Source organism: Pseudomonas sp. Marseille-Q5115 (assembly GCF_916618905.1).
Taxonomy (GTDB): domain Bacteria; phylum Pseudomonadota; class Gammaproteobacteria; order Pseudomonadales; family Pseudomonadaceae; genus Aquipseudomonas; species Aquipseudomonas japonica_A.
Genome location: NZ_CAKAKI010000001.1, coordinates 5,009,138 through 5,026,095, shown reverse-complemented (window position 1 = coordinate 5,026,095; position 16,958 = coordinate 5,009,138). Strand labels below are relative to the sequence as shown.

The 16,958-nt window shown below is 62.7% G+C and carries 19 protein-coding genes; 15 read left to right on the top strand and 4 right to left on the bottom strand.

Going from position 1 to position 16,958, the window contains the following annotated elements:
- Window positions 1-4 precede the first annotated feature (4 nt).
- The 6 genes from LG385_RS23070 to ureC all read left to right on the top strand — a co-directional run bounded on the left by LG385_RS23070 (window position 5) and on the right by ureC (window position 4,390).
- Window positions 5-844 carry an urease accessory protein UreD gene (locus LG385_RS23070; protein WP_225776056.1) on the top strand — a complete coding sequence of 280 codons (840 nt, stop codon included), beginning with the start codon at window positions 5-7 and terminating at the stop codon, window positions 842-844.
- Window positions 845-863: 19 nt separating this feature from the next.
- Window positions 864-1,166 carry an urease subunit gamma gene (gene ureA / locus LG385_RS23065; RefSeq protein ID WP_181110802.1) on the top strand — a complete coding sequence of 101 codons (303 nt, stop codon included), beginning with the start codon at window positions 864-866 and terminating at the stop codon, window positions 1,164-1,166.
- A gap of 8 nt (window positions 1,167-1,174) precedes the next feature.
- Window positions 1,175-1,705, top strand: coding sequence for a GNAT family N-acetyltransferase (locus LG385_RS23060; protein ID WP_225776055.1), 531 nt, complete (start codon window positions 1,175-1,177; stop codon window positions 1,703-1,705).
- Between the two features lie 3 nt (window positions 1,706-1,708).
- The gene (locus LG385_RS23055; RefSeq protein WP_225776054.1) at window positions 1,709-2,245 is read left to right on the top strand and encodes a GNAT family N-acetyltransferase; all 537 of its coding nucleotides are present in this window, start codon (window positions 1,709-1,711) and stop codon (window positions 2,243-2,245) included.
- On the top strand, window positions 2,242-2,556 hold the full coding sequence (locus LG385_RS23050) for an urease subunit beta (protein ID WP_181110805.1): 315 nt from the start codon (window positions 2,242-2,244) through the stop codon (window positions 2,554-2,556). Before LG385_RS23055 ends, LG385_RS23050 begins: the two co-directional genes overlap by 4 nt.
- A 133-nt stretch (window positions 2,557-2,689) precedes the next feature.
- Window positions 2,690-4,390, top strand: coding sequence for an urease subunit alpha (gene ureC, locus LG385_RS23045; RefSeq protein WP_225776053.1), 1,701 nt, complete (start codon window positions 2,690-2,692; stop codon window positions 4,388-4,390).
- Window positions 4,391-4,522: 132 nt separating this feature from the next.
- Here the strand turns inward: ureC and LG385_RS23040 are convergent, their stop codons facing one another.
- Window positions 4,523-5,461, bottom strand: a complete 939-nt coding sequence (locus tag LG385_RS23040; protein ID WP_225776052.1) for a DnaJ C-terminal domain-containing protein — start codon at window positions 5,459-5,461, stop codon at window positions 4,523-4,525.
- Window positions 5,462-5,670: 209 nt separating this feature from the next.
- On the opposite strand from LG385_RS23040, the gene LG385_RS23035 reads away from it, so the two are divergent.
- The gene (locus tag LG385_RS23035; RefSeq protein WP_225776051.1) at window positions 5,671-6,936 is read left to right on the top strand and encodes an Hsp70 family protein; all 1,266 of its coding nucleotides are present in this window, start codon (window positions 5,671-5,673) and stop codon (window positions 6,934-6,936) included.
- On the opposite strand, the gene LG385_RS23030 is transcribed toward LG385_RS23035, so the two are convergent.
- The gene (locus LG385_RS23030; protein ID WP_225776050.1) at window positions 6,933-7,943 is read right to left on the bottom strand and encodes an AI-2E family transporter; all 1,011 of its coding nucleotides are present in this window, start codon (window positions 7,941-7,943) and stop codon (window positions 6,933-6,935) included. The two genes, LG385_RS23035 and LG385_RS23030, sit on opposite strands and share 4 nt — an antisense overlap.
- A gap of 177 nt (window positions 7,944-8,120) precedes the next feature.
- On the opposite strand from LG385_RS23030, the gene osmE reads away from it, so the two are divergent.
- Entirely contained in the window at window positions 8,121-8,462 is a 342-nt protein-coding gene (gene osmE, locus LG385_RS23025; protein WP_225776049.1) for an osmotically-inducible lipoprotein OsmE, read from the top strand.
- A 129-nt stretch (window positions 8,463-8,591) separates the two neighbouring features.
- Window positions 8,592-9,125: a ferritin-like domain-containing protein gene (locus tag LG385_RS23020; protein WP_181110811.1), complete on the top strand. Its 534-nt coding sequence runs from the start codon at window positions 8,592-8,594 to the stop codon at window positions 9,123-9,125.
- 98 nt (window positions 9,126-9,223) lie between these two features.
- Here the strand turns inward: LG385_RS23020 and LG385_RS23015 are convergent, their stop codons facing one another.
- Window positions 9,224-11,293, bottom strand: coding sequence for an AsmA family protein (locus LG385_RS23015; protein ID WP_225776048.1), 2,070 nt, complete (start codon window positions 11,291-11,293; stop codon window positions 9,224-9,226).
- 277 nt (window positions 11,294-11,570) lie between these two features.
- Between LG385_RS23015 and LG385_RS23010 the strand changes: the two genes are divergently transcribed.
- From LG385_RS23010 to LG385_RS22985, 6 genes are all read left to right on the top strand, one after another.
- On the top strand, window positions 11,571-11,999 hold the full coding sequence (locus LG385_RS23010; RefSeq protein WP_225776047.1) for a phage infection protein: 429 nt from the start codon (window positions 11,571-11,573) through the stop codon (window positions 11,997-11,999).
- A gap of 230 nt (window positions 12,000-12,229) precedes the next feature.
- Complete coding sequence (ureE, locus tag LG385_RS23005) at window positions 12,230-12,730, top strand: urease accessory protein UreE (RefSeq protein ID WP_225776046.1); 501 nt, start codon at window positions 12,230-12,232, stop codon at window positions 12,728-12,730.
- Window positions 12,727-13,401, top strand: a complete 675-nt coding sequence (locus LG385_RS23000) for an urease accessory protein UreF (RefSeq protein WP_225776045.1) — start codon at window positions 12,727-12,729, stop codon at window positions 13,399-13,401. Before ureE ends, LG385_RS23000 begins: the two co-directional genes overlap by 4 nt.
- An 8-nt stretch (window positions 13,402-13,409) precedes the next feature.
- On the top strand, window positions 13,410-14,024 hold the full coding sequence (gene ureG / locus LG385_RS22995; protein ID WP_181110816.1) for an urease accessory protein UreG: 615 nt from the start codon (window positions 13,410-13,412) through the stop codon (window positions 14,022-14,024).
- Window positions 14,025-14,043: 19 nt separating this feature from the next.
- Window positions 14,044-14,613, top strand: coding sequence for a HupE/UreJ family protein (locus LG385_RS22990; RefSeq protein WP_225776044.1), 570 nt, complete (start codon window positions 14,044-14,046; stop codon window positions 14,611-14,613).
- Between the two features lie 197 nt (window positions 14,614-14,810).
- Window positions 14,811-15,953, top strand: a complete 1,143-nt coding sequence (locus tag LG385_RS22985) for an AGE family epimerase/isomerase (RefSeq protein ID WP_225776043.1) — start codon at window positions 14,811-14,813, stop codon at window positions 15,951-15,953.
- Here LG385_RS22985 and LG385_RS22980 read toward each other — a convergent pair.
- Window positions 15,913-16,671 (bottom strand): SDR family oxidoreductase, encoded by a 759-nt coding sequence (locus LG385_RS22980; protein ID WP_225776042.1) that lies wholly within the window; start codon window positions 16,669-16,671, stop codon window positions 15,913-15,915. The two genes, LG385_RS22985 and LG385_RS22980, sit on opposite strands and share 41 nt — an antisense overlap.
- Window positions 16,672-16,958 lie beyond the last annotated feature (287 nt).

Sequence of the window (16,958 nt, the reverse complement as noted above, 5' to 3'; positions counted from 1 at the left end):
GACCATGAACCTACCTTTTAACCCTGCCTTGTTCGTTCCTAGCTGGCATGCCGAACTGGACCTTGCCTATGCGCGTGACGGCGACGCCACCCGGCCTGTCCGCCGTCGCCACCTGGGCCCGCTGCGGGTGCAGAAGCACCTGTACCCCGAGGGGCCTCAGGTGTGCCAACACATCATCGTTCACCCGCCAGCAGGCATCGCGGGCGGAGATCGCCTGGCCGTGTGCGCCGATGTGGGTGAAAGCGCCTGGGCGCAACTCACCAGCCCTGGCGCCGCCAAGTGGTACCGCGCCGACAGCGCGGCCCGGCAAATCCTGGAACTGCACGCCAGCGCTGGCGCCACGCTGGAATGGCTACCTCAGGAAACCATCGTGTTCAGCGGGGCACAGGCCGAGCTGGAGACCCGCATCAACCTCCAAGGCGATGCTCGCCTGTGCTACTGGGACGTGGTCGCACTCGGCCGGCCCGCCAGTGGCGAGGCCTTCGCCTCCGGCTACGTGCAGACGGCGCTGGATATCCGCCGAAACGGCGAGCTTATCTGGCATGAGCGCCAGCGACTGGTGGGCAATGATCGCCTGCTGGCTTCTCCAATCGGCTTGCGCGGCCAGCCCGTGTTCGCCACCCTGATCATCACCGGCCAGGCCAGCGCCGAGCTGCTGGAACAGTGCCGGGCACTGCCCTGCCTCGGGCAAGGTGATCTCAGCCAGCTACCCGAGCTGGTCATCGCCCGCTGCCTGGCCAGTGAAGCGCTGCATGCCCGGGACTGGCTGATCAGCCTCTGGCGACTGCTACGCCCCCAATTACTCGGTCGGGATGCCGTACCTCCGCGCATCTGGGCCACATAGACATAGGTAACGAACCCGCATGGACCTGACCCCCCGCGAAAAAGACAAGCTGCTGATCTTCACCGCTGGCCTGGTCGCCGAACGACGCCTGGCCCGTGGCCTGAAGCTCAATTACCCCGAAGCGATGGCCTACATTTCCGCAGCATTGCTCGAAGGCGCCCGAGACGGGCAAACCGTAGCCGAACTGATGCACTTCGGCACCACGCTGCTCAGCCGCGACCAGGTGATGGAAGGCATCGCCGAGATGATCCCGGAGATCCAGGTAGAAGCCACCTTCCCTGACGGCACCAAGCTGGTGACCGTACATCAGCCAATTGCTTGAGCGCCCCGATGACAATCGAAATACGCGATGCCACCCCGACGGATCTGCCGGGCATTCTGGACATCTACAACGACGCCGTGGCCAACACCACGGCCATCTGGAACGACAGCCTCGTCGACCTGGCGAACCGTCAAGCCTGGTATGACCTGCGCCAGCAACAGGGGTATCCGATCCTGGTGGCGGTGGACGCCGCCGAACAGGTGCTCGGCTATGCCTCGTTCGGTGATTGGCGGCCCTTCGACGGCTTCCGCCACAGCGTGGAAAATTCGGTGTACGTGCGCGACGGGCAGCGGGGGCTGGGCCTGGGCGCAAAGCTGCTCGACCCACTGATCCAGCGCGCGAAGGATTGCGGCAAGCACGTGGTAGTCGCCGCCATCGAAAGCGGCAACGCCGCCTCGATCCGTTTGCATGAGCGGCACGGTTTCACAGTGACCGGGCAGATGCCCCAGGTGGGCGTGAAATTCGGCCGCTGGCTGGACCTGACTTTCATGCAGTTGATTCTTGCCCCTGGCGCTGCGCCGCCCTCAAGACCGGAGTAAGCCATGAACGTTGCACAGTTGCGTCGCGTCACCGTGGAAAGCTTCGCCCATTACCGCCCCGGGCTGGTAGAGCTGCTACTTGATGCAGTCGCCAACGGAGCCTCCGTGGGTTTCCTGGAAGACCTGGACGCGGCTGGGGCAGCGGACTATTTCGCCCAGGTACACAGCGAAATCCACCAGGGCAGCCGCCTGCTCTGGGTGGTGGTCAAGCACGAGCAAGTGCTGGCGACCGCGCAGTTGGGGCTGTGCCAGAAGCCCAACGGGCTGAACCGTGCCGAAGTACAGAAGCTGCTGGTACGCAGCGACAGCCGCCGGCACGGCCTGGGCGCGCAACTGATGCTCGAACTGGAAACCAGTGCCCGTCAGCTTCAGCGTGGGCTGCTGTTTCTGGACACTGAAACCGGATCGACGGCGGAACATTTCTATCGAGGCCTGGGCTACCAGCGCGGCGGGGAAATCCCCGACTACGCCTGTTCGCCCGACGGCACGTACCGCCCTACTTCCCTTTACTACAAAATCCTGCAAGGACCTCGCGCATGATCCCAGGCGAATACCGCATCGACGCTGGCGAGATCGAACTCAATGTCGGCCGTCGCACCCATAGCCTTACCGTGGCCAACAGCGGCGACCGGCCTATCCAGGTGGGCTCGCACTTCCATTTCTTCGAAACCAACGATGCCCTTGCCTTCGACCGTGCCGCCGCGCGCGGCATGCGCCTGAACATCCCGGCCGGCACCGCGGTGCGCTTCGAGCCTGGGCAGTCACGTGAGGTAGAGCTGGTAGAACTGGCTGGTCTGCGCCGAGTGTATGGCTTCGCAGGGCGAGTCATGGGCGATCTTGATCGCCCATGACAGCGACAAGCCACAAGCTACAAGCGGCAAGCAACGGCCGCGGCGAACATGAGCATTCACGCGGCCCGAGCGGCGCCGCAGACTTACTTGTAGCTTGAAGCTTATGGCTTGAAGCTTGATCCGGGGATTGGGGATGAAAATCAGTAAACAGGCCTACGCCGACATGTTCGGCCCTACCGTTGGCGATCGGGTACGGCTGGCCGACACCGAGCTGTGGATCGAAGTGGAGAAAGACTTCACCAGTTACGGGGAAGAAGTGAAGTTCGGCGGCGGCAAGGTGATCCGCGATGGCATGGGCCAGGGGCAGTTGCTGGCGGCCGAAGTAGTGGACACGGTCATCACCAACGCCTTGATCCTTGATCACTGGGGCGTCGTCAAGGCGGATGTAGGCTTGAAGAATGGCCGCATCGCCGCAATCGGCAAGGCCGGCAACCCGGATATCCAGCCGGAGGTGACCATCGCGCTGGGCGCCAGCACTGAAGTGATCGCTGGCGAGGGCATGATCCTAACCGCCGGTGGCATCGACACCCATATCCACTTCATTTGCCCGCAGCAGATCGAAGAGGCACTGATGAGCGGCGTCACCACCATGATTGGGGGCGGCACGGGGCCTGCGACTGGCACCAACGCCACCACCTGCACCCCCGGCCCGTGGCACATGGCGCGCATGCTCCAGGCCGCGGACGCTTTCCCCATGAACATCGGTTTTACCGGCAAGGGCAACGCCAGCCTGCCAGGCCCGCTGATCGAGCAGGTGGAGGCTGGGGCCATTGGCCTTAAGCTGCATGAAGATTGGGGCACCACGCCGGCCGCCATCGACAATTGCCTGTCTGTGGCCGACCAATACGACGTGCAGGTGGCGATCCATACCGACACCCTGAACGAGTCCGGCTTCGTGGAAACCACCTTGGGCGCGTTCAAGGGCCGCACTATTCACACCTACCACACCGAAGGCGCCGGGGGCGGGCACGCACCGGACATCATCAAGGCCTGTGGTTTGCCGAACGTGCTGCCCAGTTCCACCAACCCTACCCGGCCATTTACCCGCAACACCATCGACGAGCACCTGGACATGCTCATGGTCTGCCATCACCTGGACCCGAGCATCGCCGAGGACGTGGCCTTCGCGGAAAGCCGTATCCGCCGGGAAACCATCGCCGCCGAGGACATCCTGCATGACCTTGGCGCGTTCTCCATGATCAGCTCGGACAGCCAGGCCATGGGTCGCGTAGGGGAAGTGATCACCCGTACCTGGCAAACCGCCGACAAGATGCGCAAGCAGCGCGGGCCGTTGCCCGAAGACAGTGAGCGTAACGACAACTTCCGGGCACGCCGCTACATCGCCAAGTACACGATTAATCCGGCGATCACCCATGGTATCAGCCACGAAGTGGGCTCGATCGAAGTGGGCAAGTTTGCCGATCTGGTGCTGTGGCGCCCGGCGTTCTTTGGAGTCAAGCCCACCCTGATCCTAAAGGGCGGCGCCATCGCAGCGAGCCTGATGGGCGATGCCAACGCCTCCATTCCCACGCCCCAGCCTGTGCACTACCGGCCCATGTTCGGCAGCTACGCCGGCGCTCGCCACGCCACCAGCCTGACCTTCATCAGCCAGGCCGCGAAAGCTGCGGGCGTACCGGAGCAGTTGGGGCTGAAAAAAGCCATCGCTGTGGTGAAAGGGTGCCGCAACGTGACCAAGGCCGACCTTATCCACAACAGCTACCAGCCCCACATCGAAGTGGCCCCCCAGACCTACCAGGTCAAGGCCGATGGCGTGCTGCTGTGGTGCGAACCGGCGGACGAACTGCCCATGGCCCAGCGGTATTTTCTGTTCTAGCCGGAAGCTGCAAGCTGCAAGCTGCAAGCTGCAAGCTAAAAGCTAAAAGCTAAAAGCTAAAAGCTAAAAGCTATGGGCTTGTCGCTTGTCGCTTGTCGCTTGCCGCTTGCCGCTTGCCGCTTGTGGCTCGCCTTACGCCCGGGGATCGAAGCCTGCCTTGCTGGCGAGTTTTTCCCACAGCTCGCGGGTGGCTTCGTTGCGCGGTGGCATCACTGCCTTGAGCTGCACGAACAGGTCGCCTCGGCCGCCACCCTTGATGGGCAAACCGTTGTCCTTCACACGCAGGCGCTGGCCGTTCTGGCTGTCGGGGCGAATGGTCAAGTTGATCCGGCCCGTGAGCGTAGGCACCGGCACCTTCGCGCCCAGCGCCAGTTCCCAGGGCGCAACAGGCACCTCAACCACCAGGTCGGTACCCTTAGGGGTAAAGCGCGGGTGTGGGGCATAGCGAATGGTGATGTACAAATCCCCGGCTTCGCCACCCGCGTGCCCGGGCCCGCCCTGCCCCTTCAGGCGCACGCGCTCACCGTCGGTCACGCCGCCGGGGATCTTCACGTTCAGCGTTTTGGTAACGCTCCCCGCAGGATGGCCGGCCGCGTTGTACTGAGGCACGCGGAAGCTGACCTGCTTGGACTCGCCAGCCAGGGTTTCCTCAAGGAACAACGCCAGTTCCAGTTCCACGTCCTTGCCCCGCCGGCTGCTGCTGCGTGATTGGCCCCGGGCGCTGCCGAAGGGATTACCGGCGCGGCTCTGATTGCCGAAGATGGAGCTGAAAAACTCCGAGAAATCGGCCGTGTCGCCGCCGAAGTTACCGCCGCCACCGTAGCCCGGCGGTGCCTGGAATGGCCTGCCGTGCACGCCATACTTGCGCAGCTCGTCATACTCGGCGCGCTTTTCCGGGCTGCTCAGCGCATCGTAAGCCTCGTTCGCTTCCTTGAAGTGCGCCTCGGCATTGGGCTCCTTGCTGACGTCCGGGTGATACTTGCGGGCGAGCTTGCGGTAGGCAGCCTTGATGGTCTTCTCATCCGCGCTGGGCTCCACTCCAAGTATCTTGTAGTAGTCTTTGAAATCCATCTGTGGGTACCACCTGAAAATTGAAAAGCGCGAGGGCGTCCTCAATCAGACGTTGCCTGTGGCAAAGGTTCGCGCAGGAATGGCATCCAGATGGGGGGCCGGAGTGCTTCTTTCAAGGTGCCTGCCCAGTAAAATAACCGACGCCTGCCCTTCGATTTCGGGTAACCGTGGCATACACTGCGCGGCCGTTTTTTCCCCAGGGCCGCTCCATGACCTCCGCTCCCTTCGCTCGCGCCTGCGGCATCGACTTCGGTACGTCCAATTCCACGGTAGGCTGGTACCGCCCTGGCGAGGACACCTTGCTGCCACTTGAAGACGGCAAGATCACCTTGCCCTCCGTGGTGTTCTTCAACGCCGAGGAGCGCCGCCCGGTGTACGGCCGGCTGGCCTTGAAGGAATACCTGGAAGGTTACGAAGGGCGCCTGATGCGTTCCCTCAAAAGCCTGCTGGGCTCGCGGCTGATCAAGCATGATACCAGCGTGCTGGGCAGCGCCCTGCCGTTCAAGGATCTGCTGGGCCTGTTCATCACGCAGCTCAAGCAACGTGCCGAACAGGCCGGTGGCCGCGATTTCGACCAGGTGGTACTTGGCCGACCGGTATTCTTTGTGGATGAAGACCCGGTGGCCGACCAGGAGGCAGAAGACACGCTGGCCGCGGTCGCGCGCAAGATCGGGTTCAAAGAGGTGTCGTTCCAGTACGAGCCCATTGCTGCGGCATTCGACTATGAGTCGGGGATCGATCGCGAAGAGCTGGTCATGATCGTGGATATCGGCGGTGGTACGTCGGACTTCTCCTTGGTGCGCCTGGCACCCGAGCGGCGCGCGCTCACCGAACGCCAGAGCGACATCCTCGCCACCGGCGGTGTGCACGTGGGCGGGACGGATTTCGACAAGCAGCTCAGCCTGCAGGGCGTGATGCCGCTGTTCGGCTATGGCAGCCGGATGAAAAGCCAGGCGCTGATGCCTACCAGCTTCCACCTGAACCTGGCCACCTGGCACACGATCAACTCGGTGTATTTGCAGAAATCGCAGATCGCCCTGGGCAACATGCGTTACGACATCGAGGACACCCTGGGCATCGACCGCCTGTTCCGGCTGATCGAGCAACGCGCCGGGCACTGGCTGGCCATGGAAGTAGAAGAGAGCAAGATCCAGCTCACCGAAGCGCCAAACCGGGTGCTGGACCTGAGCCGCATCGAGCCGGGGTTGAGCGCGGACCTTACCCGGGTGTTGTTCGAAAGCGCTATCGAGGGCCTTCTGGAGCGCGTGCGCAACAGCGTGAGCGAAACCCTCCAGCGCGCCGGCATCACCGAAACCCAGGTTGACACCGTGTTCTTCACTGGCGGCTCCAGCGGCATTCCGGCGCTACGGGACAGCGTGGCGGCAATGCTGCCCAATGCACGACACGTGGAAGGCAACCGCTTTGGCAGCATTGGCAGCGGGCTGGCCATCGAAGCCTGGCGGCGCTACGGCTAGACCAGGCCAGCCTCACGCAGCTCGCTTTTGAGGTAGGCGTAATAGATCGGCCCGGCCACCACGCCGGGCAACCCGAACGCCGCCTCGAATACCAGCATCGCCAGCAACAGCTCCCAGGACTTCGCACGGATCTGCCCGCCTACGATGCGGGCATTGAGGAAGTATTCCACCTTGTGGATAAGGATCAGGTAGGCCAGCGCGCCAACCGCGACCCAGATCGACAGCGAAAGCCCCACGATGGTGATGAGCGTGTTGGACATCAGGTTGCCAATCACCGGCAGCAGGCCCAGCAGAAACGTCATTACGATCAGCGTCTTGGTCAGCGGAAGCTTGATGCCCAGCAACGGCAGGACCACCGCCAGGAAAATCGCCGTGAAGGTGGTGTTGAGCAGCGAAATCTTCAGCTGCGCGAACACGATGTTGCGAAACGCCTGCACCAGCAGCGTGACGCGTTGATAAAGGGCGGCGGCCAACGGCTGGCGATCGGCATGATCAGGGGCGCGCTGGAGGGCGATGATTGCGCCCAGCACCATCCCGATCAGCAACGTTACAAACGTGTGTACCGCGTCCTTGCCCATCAACTGCAGGTCGCTTACATGCTTGCCCAGCCATGCGCCAATCGCCACCCGGAACTCCGCTGCGCTGGCCGGCAGATAGGCATCCACGGCGGGTGGCAACTGGCCTCGAGCCCGGTCCACTACGCCCATGAACTTGTCCAGCGAGGCACCAGGGTTTTCTACCTCATGCAGCACGAGGCTGAAGGCACCGAAGAAAATCAACGCCAGCGCACTCACCACCAGCGTTCCCAGCAACGCGACGGCTACCCACCGCGCCCGGGGGCCGGCAATAAGCCTTTGCAGCTGCGGGGTGAGCATATTGACCAGCTCGAACACCAGCAGGCCGGCCAGAAGGCTCGGGAGCAAGCGCAGCGGCAGCACCAGCAGCAGCCCGCCGATAACCAGCACCCAACTGGCGATCAGTACATGACGTGAAGAAAACGTGGGCATACGGCCTCGAACAAACCACGCGGGAAGGATGGGCAGTCTGCCAGTGAACACGTCGTACCACCAGCCTTAAGCGGGGCGGCACTCCAAGCGCTGCTCGATGTGTTGAAAGTTCGAACTCTTGCGCACAAACAAAGCTCCAAAAATGTAGCCACTTCGGCCCTAGAAGGAGCGATACCCATGTTTAGGCAAACCCTGACCGCTGCGTGCACGCTCGCCATGCTTGCCGGTTGCCAGACCACCCCCGAAAACCCGGTGGACTTTGTCACCTACCGCAACGAGCCTCTGGTCAAGCAAGTGGAAAAAGGCATGACCATGGAGCAAGTGCGCACCATCGCCGGTCCGCCCTCCACGGTGGTTGAAGGCACCGCCGGCTCCAGCAATGGCACCTGCAACAACTACATCCTCAACCGTGAAGGCCATCAGCAGGCCTATTACGTAAGCTTCAGCAGCGCCGGCCTGGTGGATACCAAAGGCTTCATGACCTGCGAGCAGCGCAAACAGAACGAACAGGCCAAGTGAGCCCTGCCGCTGCGACGCCTGGGTGAAACCTTCGCCGCAGCGGCTACTCACATCTGAACCGAGCTCGCCGGGCGCCCTGGGCGTAACAGAGCGAGCCGGTACTACCCGTGAACCGCCTGGAGAGAAACCATGCTTAACCTGCAACTGACAGACAAGGTCGCCCTGCGAGAACGCGCCCGCCAGAACGTGGACAACGGCGCGGTAACGGAAGGTTATACCGCTGACCGCGAAGAAGTGATCCGCCTGCTGAATGAATCCCTGGCAACCGAGCTGGTGTGCACCCTGCGCTACAAGCGCCACTACTTCATGGCCACCGGGCTGAAGGCCAGCGTGGCCGCCGATGAATTCCTCGAGCACGCCAAGCAGGAGGCCGAGCACGCCGACCGCCTGGCCGAGCGCATCGTGCAGCTGGGCGGCGAGCCGGAATTCAATCCGGACAAGATTTCAGCCATGTCCCACGCCGAATACAAGGCTGGCAGCAATTTGAAGGAAATGGTCTACGAGGACCTGGTCGCCGAGCGCATCGCCATTGATGCCTACCGCGAGATCGTGCAGTACATCGGTGAAAAAGACCCAACCACCCGCCGCATCTTCGAAGACATCCTGGCCCAGGAAGAAGAACATGCCGACGACATGGCGGACATCCTGGCTGACCTTGGCTGATTCCGCGTAGCAGCCGGGCTTGCCCGCGACAACGTATACCGCCGTTTTGCGACGGGTCGCGAGCAAGCTCCGCTGCTGCCAGTGCGGGAATCGGGTGTTCAACGCACCGTTTGCGGTACCTTGCCTTCCTTCATCTGCTCCAGCAACGGCCGGCACTGGTTAGGTGCTTCCCCGCTTGGCGCCACCAAGGCCAGCAACCCGGCAGCGGGCGCGACTACCGCACCCAGCGCCACCATCCCAGCCCCACGCAGCAGCAACGGAACGGTTTGCACACCAGCGCTCGGTTGGCCGAAGGTGCCACGGACGTACAACGGCGAACGCAGCGACAGCAACCTGAACCCCTTGGACTCCGGGGTAACCTTGAAGTCCATGCGCTCGGTCTTGAAGTTGGCGTCGCCGTCGATGTAAATGACCGCGTTCTCAGTATCGAACACGAAGAGGTTGGTGCTGGCCAATCCATCCTTGATGCCCACGTCCGCCGCGGCGCAGTTGATCTTCACTTCCTTGTCCCCAAAAATCTTGCCCATCACGTAGTTGCCTACGTTCAGCCCAGCAATTTCCATGAGGTCGCGGCTTACCGCGCCGTCATTCACCAGCATCTTCAAGTTGCCGTTGGACGAACCCAGCAATGCTGCCACCGAGTTGCCGGTCCCGGAGAACTGCGCGTCGCCGTTCAGCTCGCCGAAGCTGGTGCGCATGGGCTCAAAGGTCGGGAACAGCTGCTTGAGCTTGAACCCGCGGGCGCTCAGCCGGGCCTGGCCTTGTAGCGGCGCGGCGCGGCCGTTTAGGTCTATCTGGGCGTTCAATTGCCCGCCTGCCACGCCGAAGCGCAGGGGATCGAGGCTCAGGCGCCCATCGTCCAGCACCACGTGGGTGTTAAGGTCTGTGATGGGCAAGCTCTCGCTTTTTACGATGCGCTTGCCAGCAAACTGCACATCCGCATCCATCGCACGCCAGCGGTCCGTCTTGAACGCCTCCACCGGCAATACCTTGCCTTCGGGCTGCTGGCTGGCACCACCTCGGGCTTTTTGTTCTTCATTGGAATCAGCGCCAATAAGCGGCGCCAGGTCCGCGAACAGCAGCTGATTGGAAACCAGCTTGCCGGTCAGTTTCGGCCGGGGCTGGGTGGCCGCAAAACCGAGGTCGCCATGGATGTCGCTGTCACCGATCCGGCCATTGAACCCTTCATAGCGGAAGGTTGCCCCGCTGGGTTCATGCAGGCGGGCCACAAGATGGCCGTCAGTGCTGTAAGGCGGGGAATCCGGCAGGGTTACGCCGGTGAGTGGGTACAGGTTGCCCAGGCTGCTGCCAGAAAGCTTCAAATGAAGGTCCAGCGCGCCGAGGTTGCGTGGGTCGGTCAGCGTGCCAACAGCCGCCGCTCGGGTGTCACCCGCCGCTACATCTACCTGCACCGGGAACGGTTGGGCGGCATCCTGCAATGCCAGCAGCCCACCGATCTTGCCGTCGCCTTTGACCGGCAGCCCTTTATAACGGCCGCTGGCCTTGAACCCGAACGCGTAGTCCTGCGCGCTATTGCCTTCTTTCTCCAGCGCCTTGGCTGCTTCACTGCCGCCCGCCAGTGCCTTGAAGGGAATGGGTTTGCCCAATGGATCGATCAACACCTCCATCTGCGTTGCCAAGGTGGCGTCATCAAGGGTTACCCGCCCCTTGTCGAAGCCGATCGCGCCGATATCCAATACCCAGCTCGAAGGCTCGGCATTTTGGTCTTTTGGCCCAAGGTCGAAATCCCAGTTGGCCCGGCCGTCCTTGAGCCGCTGCAGATCAGCGCTGGGCTCGGTAAGGTTGATCCGCGGGATCACGATATGCTGCGCAATCAGCGGCAGCGGGGACAGGCGAAACTCTACGCGCTTCAGGCCGGCCATCTGCGGCGCCTTCGCCCATTCCGGGTTGCCCAGGCTGATGTCGTCGGCAATGAACTGCGGCCACGGCACCCATGCCCTCCAGCCGCCTTCGTCCGGCTGGCGTGCCCACTCCACCGCCAGGTTGCCATTAATGGCAAAGGGTCGGTGCAGGGCTGCGGACACCTTCTCATTGAGGGTCGGCTTCACCCGGTTCCAGTCGAACACCGCGATAAAGACCACAACGGCTATAAGCAGGGCGAGCAGGACAGCGAGGGTCCAGGCGACGATGCGAAGCGGGCGGGACATAGGTTCTCCTTACAGCGACCCTCTCTCTCGAGCGCGCTAACGATGGTCAAGGGTGTGACTACAACGAGGCGGTAGAGGTTCGATAGCTGCGGCCCGTGCCGGCTACGCCGGGGGGAAATCAAGCCAATAACAACGATAAATGGTTGTTATATAACGATTTTTTTAACATCATTCCGGTCGATTGTTATCATTCCCACGATCAACTTCCGCTGTGGCGAGCACAGCGTAGCATTGGCCCCGTAGACAGATTTTCACCCCCACTTTCGGAGCTACCACCATGAAACTTCAAGTCCTCGCCGCCGCCCTCTCGCTTGTTACCGTAAGCGCTTTCGCACTGCCAGTTACCGAACAGGCCATTTCGGCCCAGGCCAAACCCACCGCCGCTATCGTAGTGACCCATGGCTACAGCGTTGCTCAAGATGGCTCGGACCGCTTGCTGAACACCGTTGCACAGGATGGCTCGGATCGCTCGCTGAACACCGTTGCACAGGATGGTTCGGATCGCTCGCTGAACACCGTTGCACAGGATGGTTCGGATCGCTCGCTGAACACCGTTGCTCAGGATGGTTCGGATCGCTCGCTGAACACCGTTGCACAAGATGGCTCGGATCGCTCGCTGAACACCGTTGCACAAGATGGCTCGGATCGCTCGCTGAACACCGTTGCCCAGGATGGTGCTGATCGCAGCCTTAACGCTACTGCCTGAGTGTCGCATATGACTTACGAATACCCGGCCCGCCTTTCAACAGCGGGCCTGATTCGTTAAAGGCCATTGCACCACCGAAGTGCGAAAAACCGCAGGATGCACCAAGAAGTTACCATCCCGCGCGCTATCTCTGCTCACTCCCCCGCTCCATGCCCCCTGTTTGCCACAACCGCATGGCTTGGCAAGGCCCTTGCTCTACGCTTGATACCGGTCTTGCTGGAAATAGACGCATGCTTGTGATTCATCGCCGTACGCCGCCGCAGCCTAGCTGGGCTGCCGAGATCCACCTCAACTACGAAGCACGTAGCAAAAGCCGCTTGCGCTGCTTTGCCGCAGATGGCGAAGACGTGGGCCTTTTCCTGGAGCGCGGCCAACCACCACTGCGTGATGGTGAATTTCTGCAGGCCGAGGATGGCCGTGTAGTGCGGGTGTGCGCCCGCCCCGAGCACCTGCTGCAGGTTACCTGCGCCAACACGCTTGAACTCACTCGCGCCGCCTACCACCTGGGGAACCGCCACGTTGCGCTGCAGGTCGGCGATGGCTGGCTGCGCCTGCTCGACGACCATGTGCTCAAGGCCATGCTCGAACAACTTGGCGCCACGGTAGAGCCGCTGGAAGCACCCTTCCAGCCTGAACATGGCGCCTATGGCGGTGGCCATCACCATTCGCATCAGGGCGAGGAAGGTTTTAACTATGCACCCCGCCTGCACCAGTTCGGCTCACCTCGGTGAACCGGGCCTGGGCACTGCTGCGCCTGGCCAGCCCGCAGCTTCCTATTGGCGGCTACAGCTATTCCCAAGGGCTGGAGCTGGCAGTGGAAGCGGGCTGGGTTACCTGCCGGGGAACCGCGGCCATCTGGTTGCGTGACCAACTTGAGCTCAACCTTCCTCGCTTCGATGCCCCCCAGTTATTGGCCCATTGCACGTTGGCCGAGGCCGAGGACTGGCCCGGGCTGCGGCAGCGCTGCGAAGCGTACCGCGCCAGCCGGGAAACCCGTGAGCTGCATCTGGAAAGCCGGCAAATGGGCTATTCGTTACGCCAACTGCTGCTTGGCCTGGTGGAACTGGACGCCGCTGGCCGCGAGTTTCTCGACAGCCTTGAAGAGCCTCACATGGCACTCGGCTGGGCGCTGGCGGCGCGCGCCTGGGGCATCACCCCGCATGACGCCTTGGCCGCCTGGCTATGGGGCTGGCTGGAAAACCAGCTGGCCGTACTGATGAAAACATTGCCGCTGGGCCAGCAAGCCGCCCAGCAATTGACCAGCGAACTGCTGCCGGCGCTGGAAGAAGCCCACCGCGCTACATGCGCGCTGGACCCCGCCGACATCGGCAGCGCCCCCTTCGGCCTGGCCCTGGCCAGCATGGCCCATGAGCGCCAGTACAGCCGCCTTTTTCGATCCTAGGAGAACCCATGAACAGCCAACCCCTGCGCGTCGGTATCGGTGGCCCTGTCGGCTCCGGTAAAACCGCCCTTACCTTGGCGCTTTGCCTGGCGTTGCGCGAGCGGTACAACCTCGCCGTGGTGACCAACGACATTTATACCCGCGAAGACGCCGACTTCCTGGTGCGTAACGAAGCGCTGGCGCCAGAGCGCATCATTGGCGTTGAAACCGGCGGCTGCCCCCACACGGCCATCCGCGAAGACGCCTCCATCAATCTGGAGGCCGTGGATCAGCTCAACCGGCGCTTCCCAGGGCTGGACCTGATTCTGGTGGAGTCCGGCGGAGACAACCTGTCGGCTACCTTCAGCCCGGAACTGTCCGACCTCACGTTGTATGTGATCGACGTATCCGCCGGCGACAAGCTGCCACGCAAGGGCGGCCCGGGCATCTGCAAATCCGACCTGCTGGTAATCAACAAGATCGACCTCGCAGACCAAGTGGGCGCATCACTGGAAAGCATGGACCGCGATACCCGCAAGATGCGCGGCGAAAAACCATTCGTGTTCAGCAACCAGAAAACCGGCCAAGGGCTGGAAGCGATCATTGCCTTCATCGAACGCCAAGGGCTGCTCAGCGCAGCTTGAACTACACAAGGAAGCCACCGTGACCCGTAATCAACTATTCGCCGCGCTTACCCTCCTCCTGGCACCCGCCGCCGCATTTGCCCACCCAGGGCATGGCCAAGGCCTGCTGGCCGGCGCCAGCCACCCGCTCGGCGGGCTGGACCACTTGCTTGCCATGGTCGCAGTCGGCCTTTGGGCGGCCCAGCAGGAGGGGCGTGCCCGCTGGGCTCTGCCCTGTACGTTCCTGGCCAGCATGCTGGTGGGTGGGGCGCTGGGCTTTGCCGGGGTGAACCTGCCGGGGTTGGAAAGCGGTATCGCTGCATCGGTACTGGCACTGGGGCTGGCGGTCGCCTTGGCGGTTCGCCCGCCGCTGCCACTGGCCATGCTGGCCACTGCGGGGTTTGCGGTATGTCATGGCATGGCTCACGGCCTGGAACTGCCCGCGATGGCCAGCGCCTGGACCTACGCCGCCGGGCTCATCGCCGCCACCGCTGCCCTGCATGGAGCAGGCTACGCCCTGGCTCGCTGGATGCCTCGCGCCGCCGCGCCGCTGGTTCGCCTGGCCGGCCTGGGCGCCGCCATCGCCGGTGGATACCTGCTGGCGGTTTGATCCCTGCTGTGGGACCGGTTGGCGCCGCAGGCGGAAACCGGGAACGGATGCCTGGCGTAGCAGCGGGCACCAGTTCGGGGGCTGACGCCCCCTCCTGCAATGCCTGTGTCGAACCACCGATTTGGGCCTGCCCTGGCAGGAACTCGAATCGGGTTTTCTGCTAGAGTGGCGCCCATTTGCCGCCCATGAAGCCGTCCATGCCTGCCTCCTTCGTGAACACCCCGCTTGCCGAAACCTACGCCACGGTGTGGGCGCATTTCCTCGACACCATCGTGCCGTTGTGGGAAGGCCCAGGCTGGAACAGCGCCCTTGAGCTGCCTTACGAAGCACTGAGCGAGGGTCATCAGCCACTCCCGCCGCAACGCTACCGCGCCATGGCCTGCGCCCGGCAGTTGTTCGTGTTCACCTCGCTGGGAGATCGTCCTGGCGCGCGGGAACGGGCGGCCATGTTATTTACCTCGCTCAACCGGTACTTCGCCGACCCGGTAAACGGCGGCTGGTACTACAGCGTCGATGCCCAAGGCGCGCCGCTGGATACCCGCAAAGACCTCTATACCCACGCCTTTGTCGTTTTTGCGTGCGCCCACTACGTTCGCCAAGCGCCGGAGGCCGAAGCCTGCCTGGACCAGGCGCTGGCGGCGGTACAACGCTTTGCTACCAACAATGGCCTTTACGAAGCGTGCCTGGATCGAGACTGGAGCGACCTTGGCCAGGGCCCGTTGCAGAACCCACTTATGCACCTGGCTGAAGCGTTCCTGGCCAGCCTCGACGCGCGGCCGGACGCGCAGACCACCGCCGCGCTCAGCGCACTCTGTGATGCCATGCATCGGGAGTTTTTCGACGCACGTCACGGCGTGTTGTTGGAGAAACCGTGCTCGGCTGTGGATAACTGGTATGAGCCAGGCCATCAGTTCGAGTGGTTCTACTTGCTCGCTTCGTCACCCCGCCTGGAGAACCACGCGCTCGCCAAGGACATGGCCGAAGCGCTGGTTCGCTCCGAGCAACAGGGCCTGCAAGAGGGGGCGGTATGCGCGATGCTTACCGCGAACGGCACGCTGCTCGACGGCACCCGCCGCGTCTGGGCACACGCCGAATACCTGCGCGCGTTGAGCTTGTTGCCGCAGCGCGCCGCTACGCTGACGACTGGCCTGCTGCAGCTACGTGAACAGTTCATGCGCCCCGAGGGCTGGTTCGAATGCCGTGACGCCAGTGGGGTAGTGAGCCGGCACGACATGCCATCCACCACCCCATACCACCTTTATACATGCCTGGCGGCGCTGGCGAACGTCATCAGCCCGGTTACTGGCGATGTACCGCAAAGCCCGCCCACGACTGAGTAACCGGCATTACTTCGAGGCGGTTCACGTTGATGTGCGCGGGCTGGGTCAGAATCCAGTAGATGGTGTCGGCGATATCCTGGGGCTGAATAGGCTCGGCACCGGCGTAAGTGGCATCGTAACGGGCCTTGTCGCCGCCGAAACGCACCAGTGAGAATTCGCTTTCGCACATGCCCGGCTCAAGGTCGGTCACCCGTACACCGGTGCCTTGCAGATCGCAGCGCAGGTTGAGCGAAAACTGCTTCACGAACGCCTTGGTGCCGCCGTATACATGGCTACCGGGGTAGGGATAGCTGCCTGCCACGGAACCGAGGTTCACGATACCAGCGCCCTTGCCGTGGGCGATCAGGCGCGGCAGCAACAGGCGCGTGGTATACAGCAGCCCCTTGATGTTGGTGTCGACCATGGTTTCCCAATCATCAAGGTCACACTTGGGCGCCGGATCCGCGCCAAGGGCCAAGCCTGCGTTGTTCACCAGCGCGGTCAGGGTTGAAAACTGCTCTGGCAGGCCGTTGATAGCGGCTTCCATGGCCTTGCGGTCGCGAACGTCCACCACCAGCGGCAATACTTCTACCTTTTCGGACAGTTCCTTGGCCAGCGCCTGAAGGCGGTCTTCGCGCCGCCCGGTGATGATCAAGGACCAGCCGGCTTCGGCAAAGCGCCGGGCACAGGCCTCACCGAAACCAGAGGTCGCGCCAGTGATAAAAACAGTGGAGGTCATTGCGTTCTCCTGCTTGCGCCAGCGCTTGGCTGGTCGGATGGATGAGATCAGCGCCCAGAATGCCCGGCGCAGAGAGGCGGCACAACGTTAAAAGCGGCGGTTCTTCCGGTGTAATTACCGCTCGGCGGAGAATCCTTTCAGCGATTCGCAACCTGGCGGGGTCTTGCAACACGGCCTCTAGGCACGTATTTCCAAGGGTTTCCCACAGAGTTATCCACAGGCTACTTAGCGATCTGGACGGTGGCTGTCAAGGCTTGACTTTTAAACGGGCTCTAATGCACAACGCT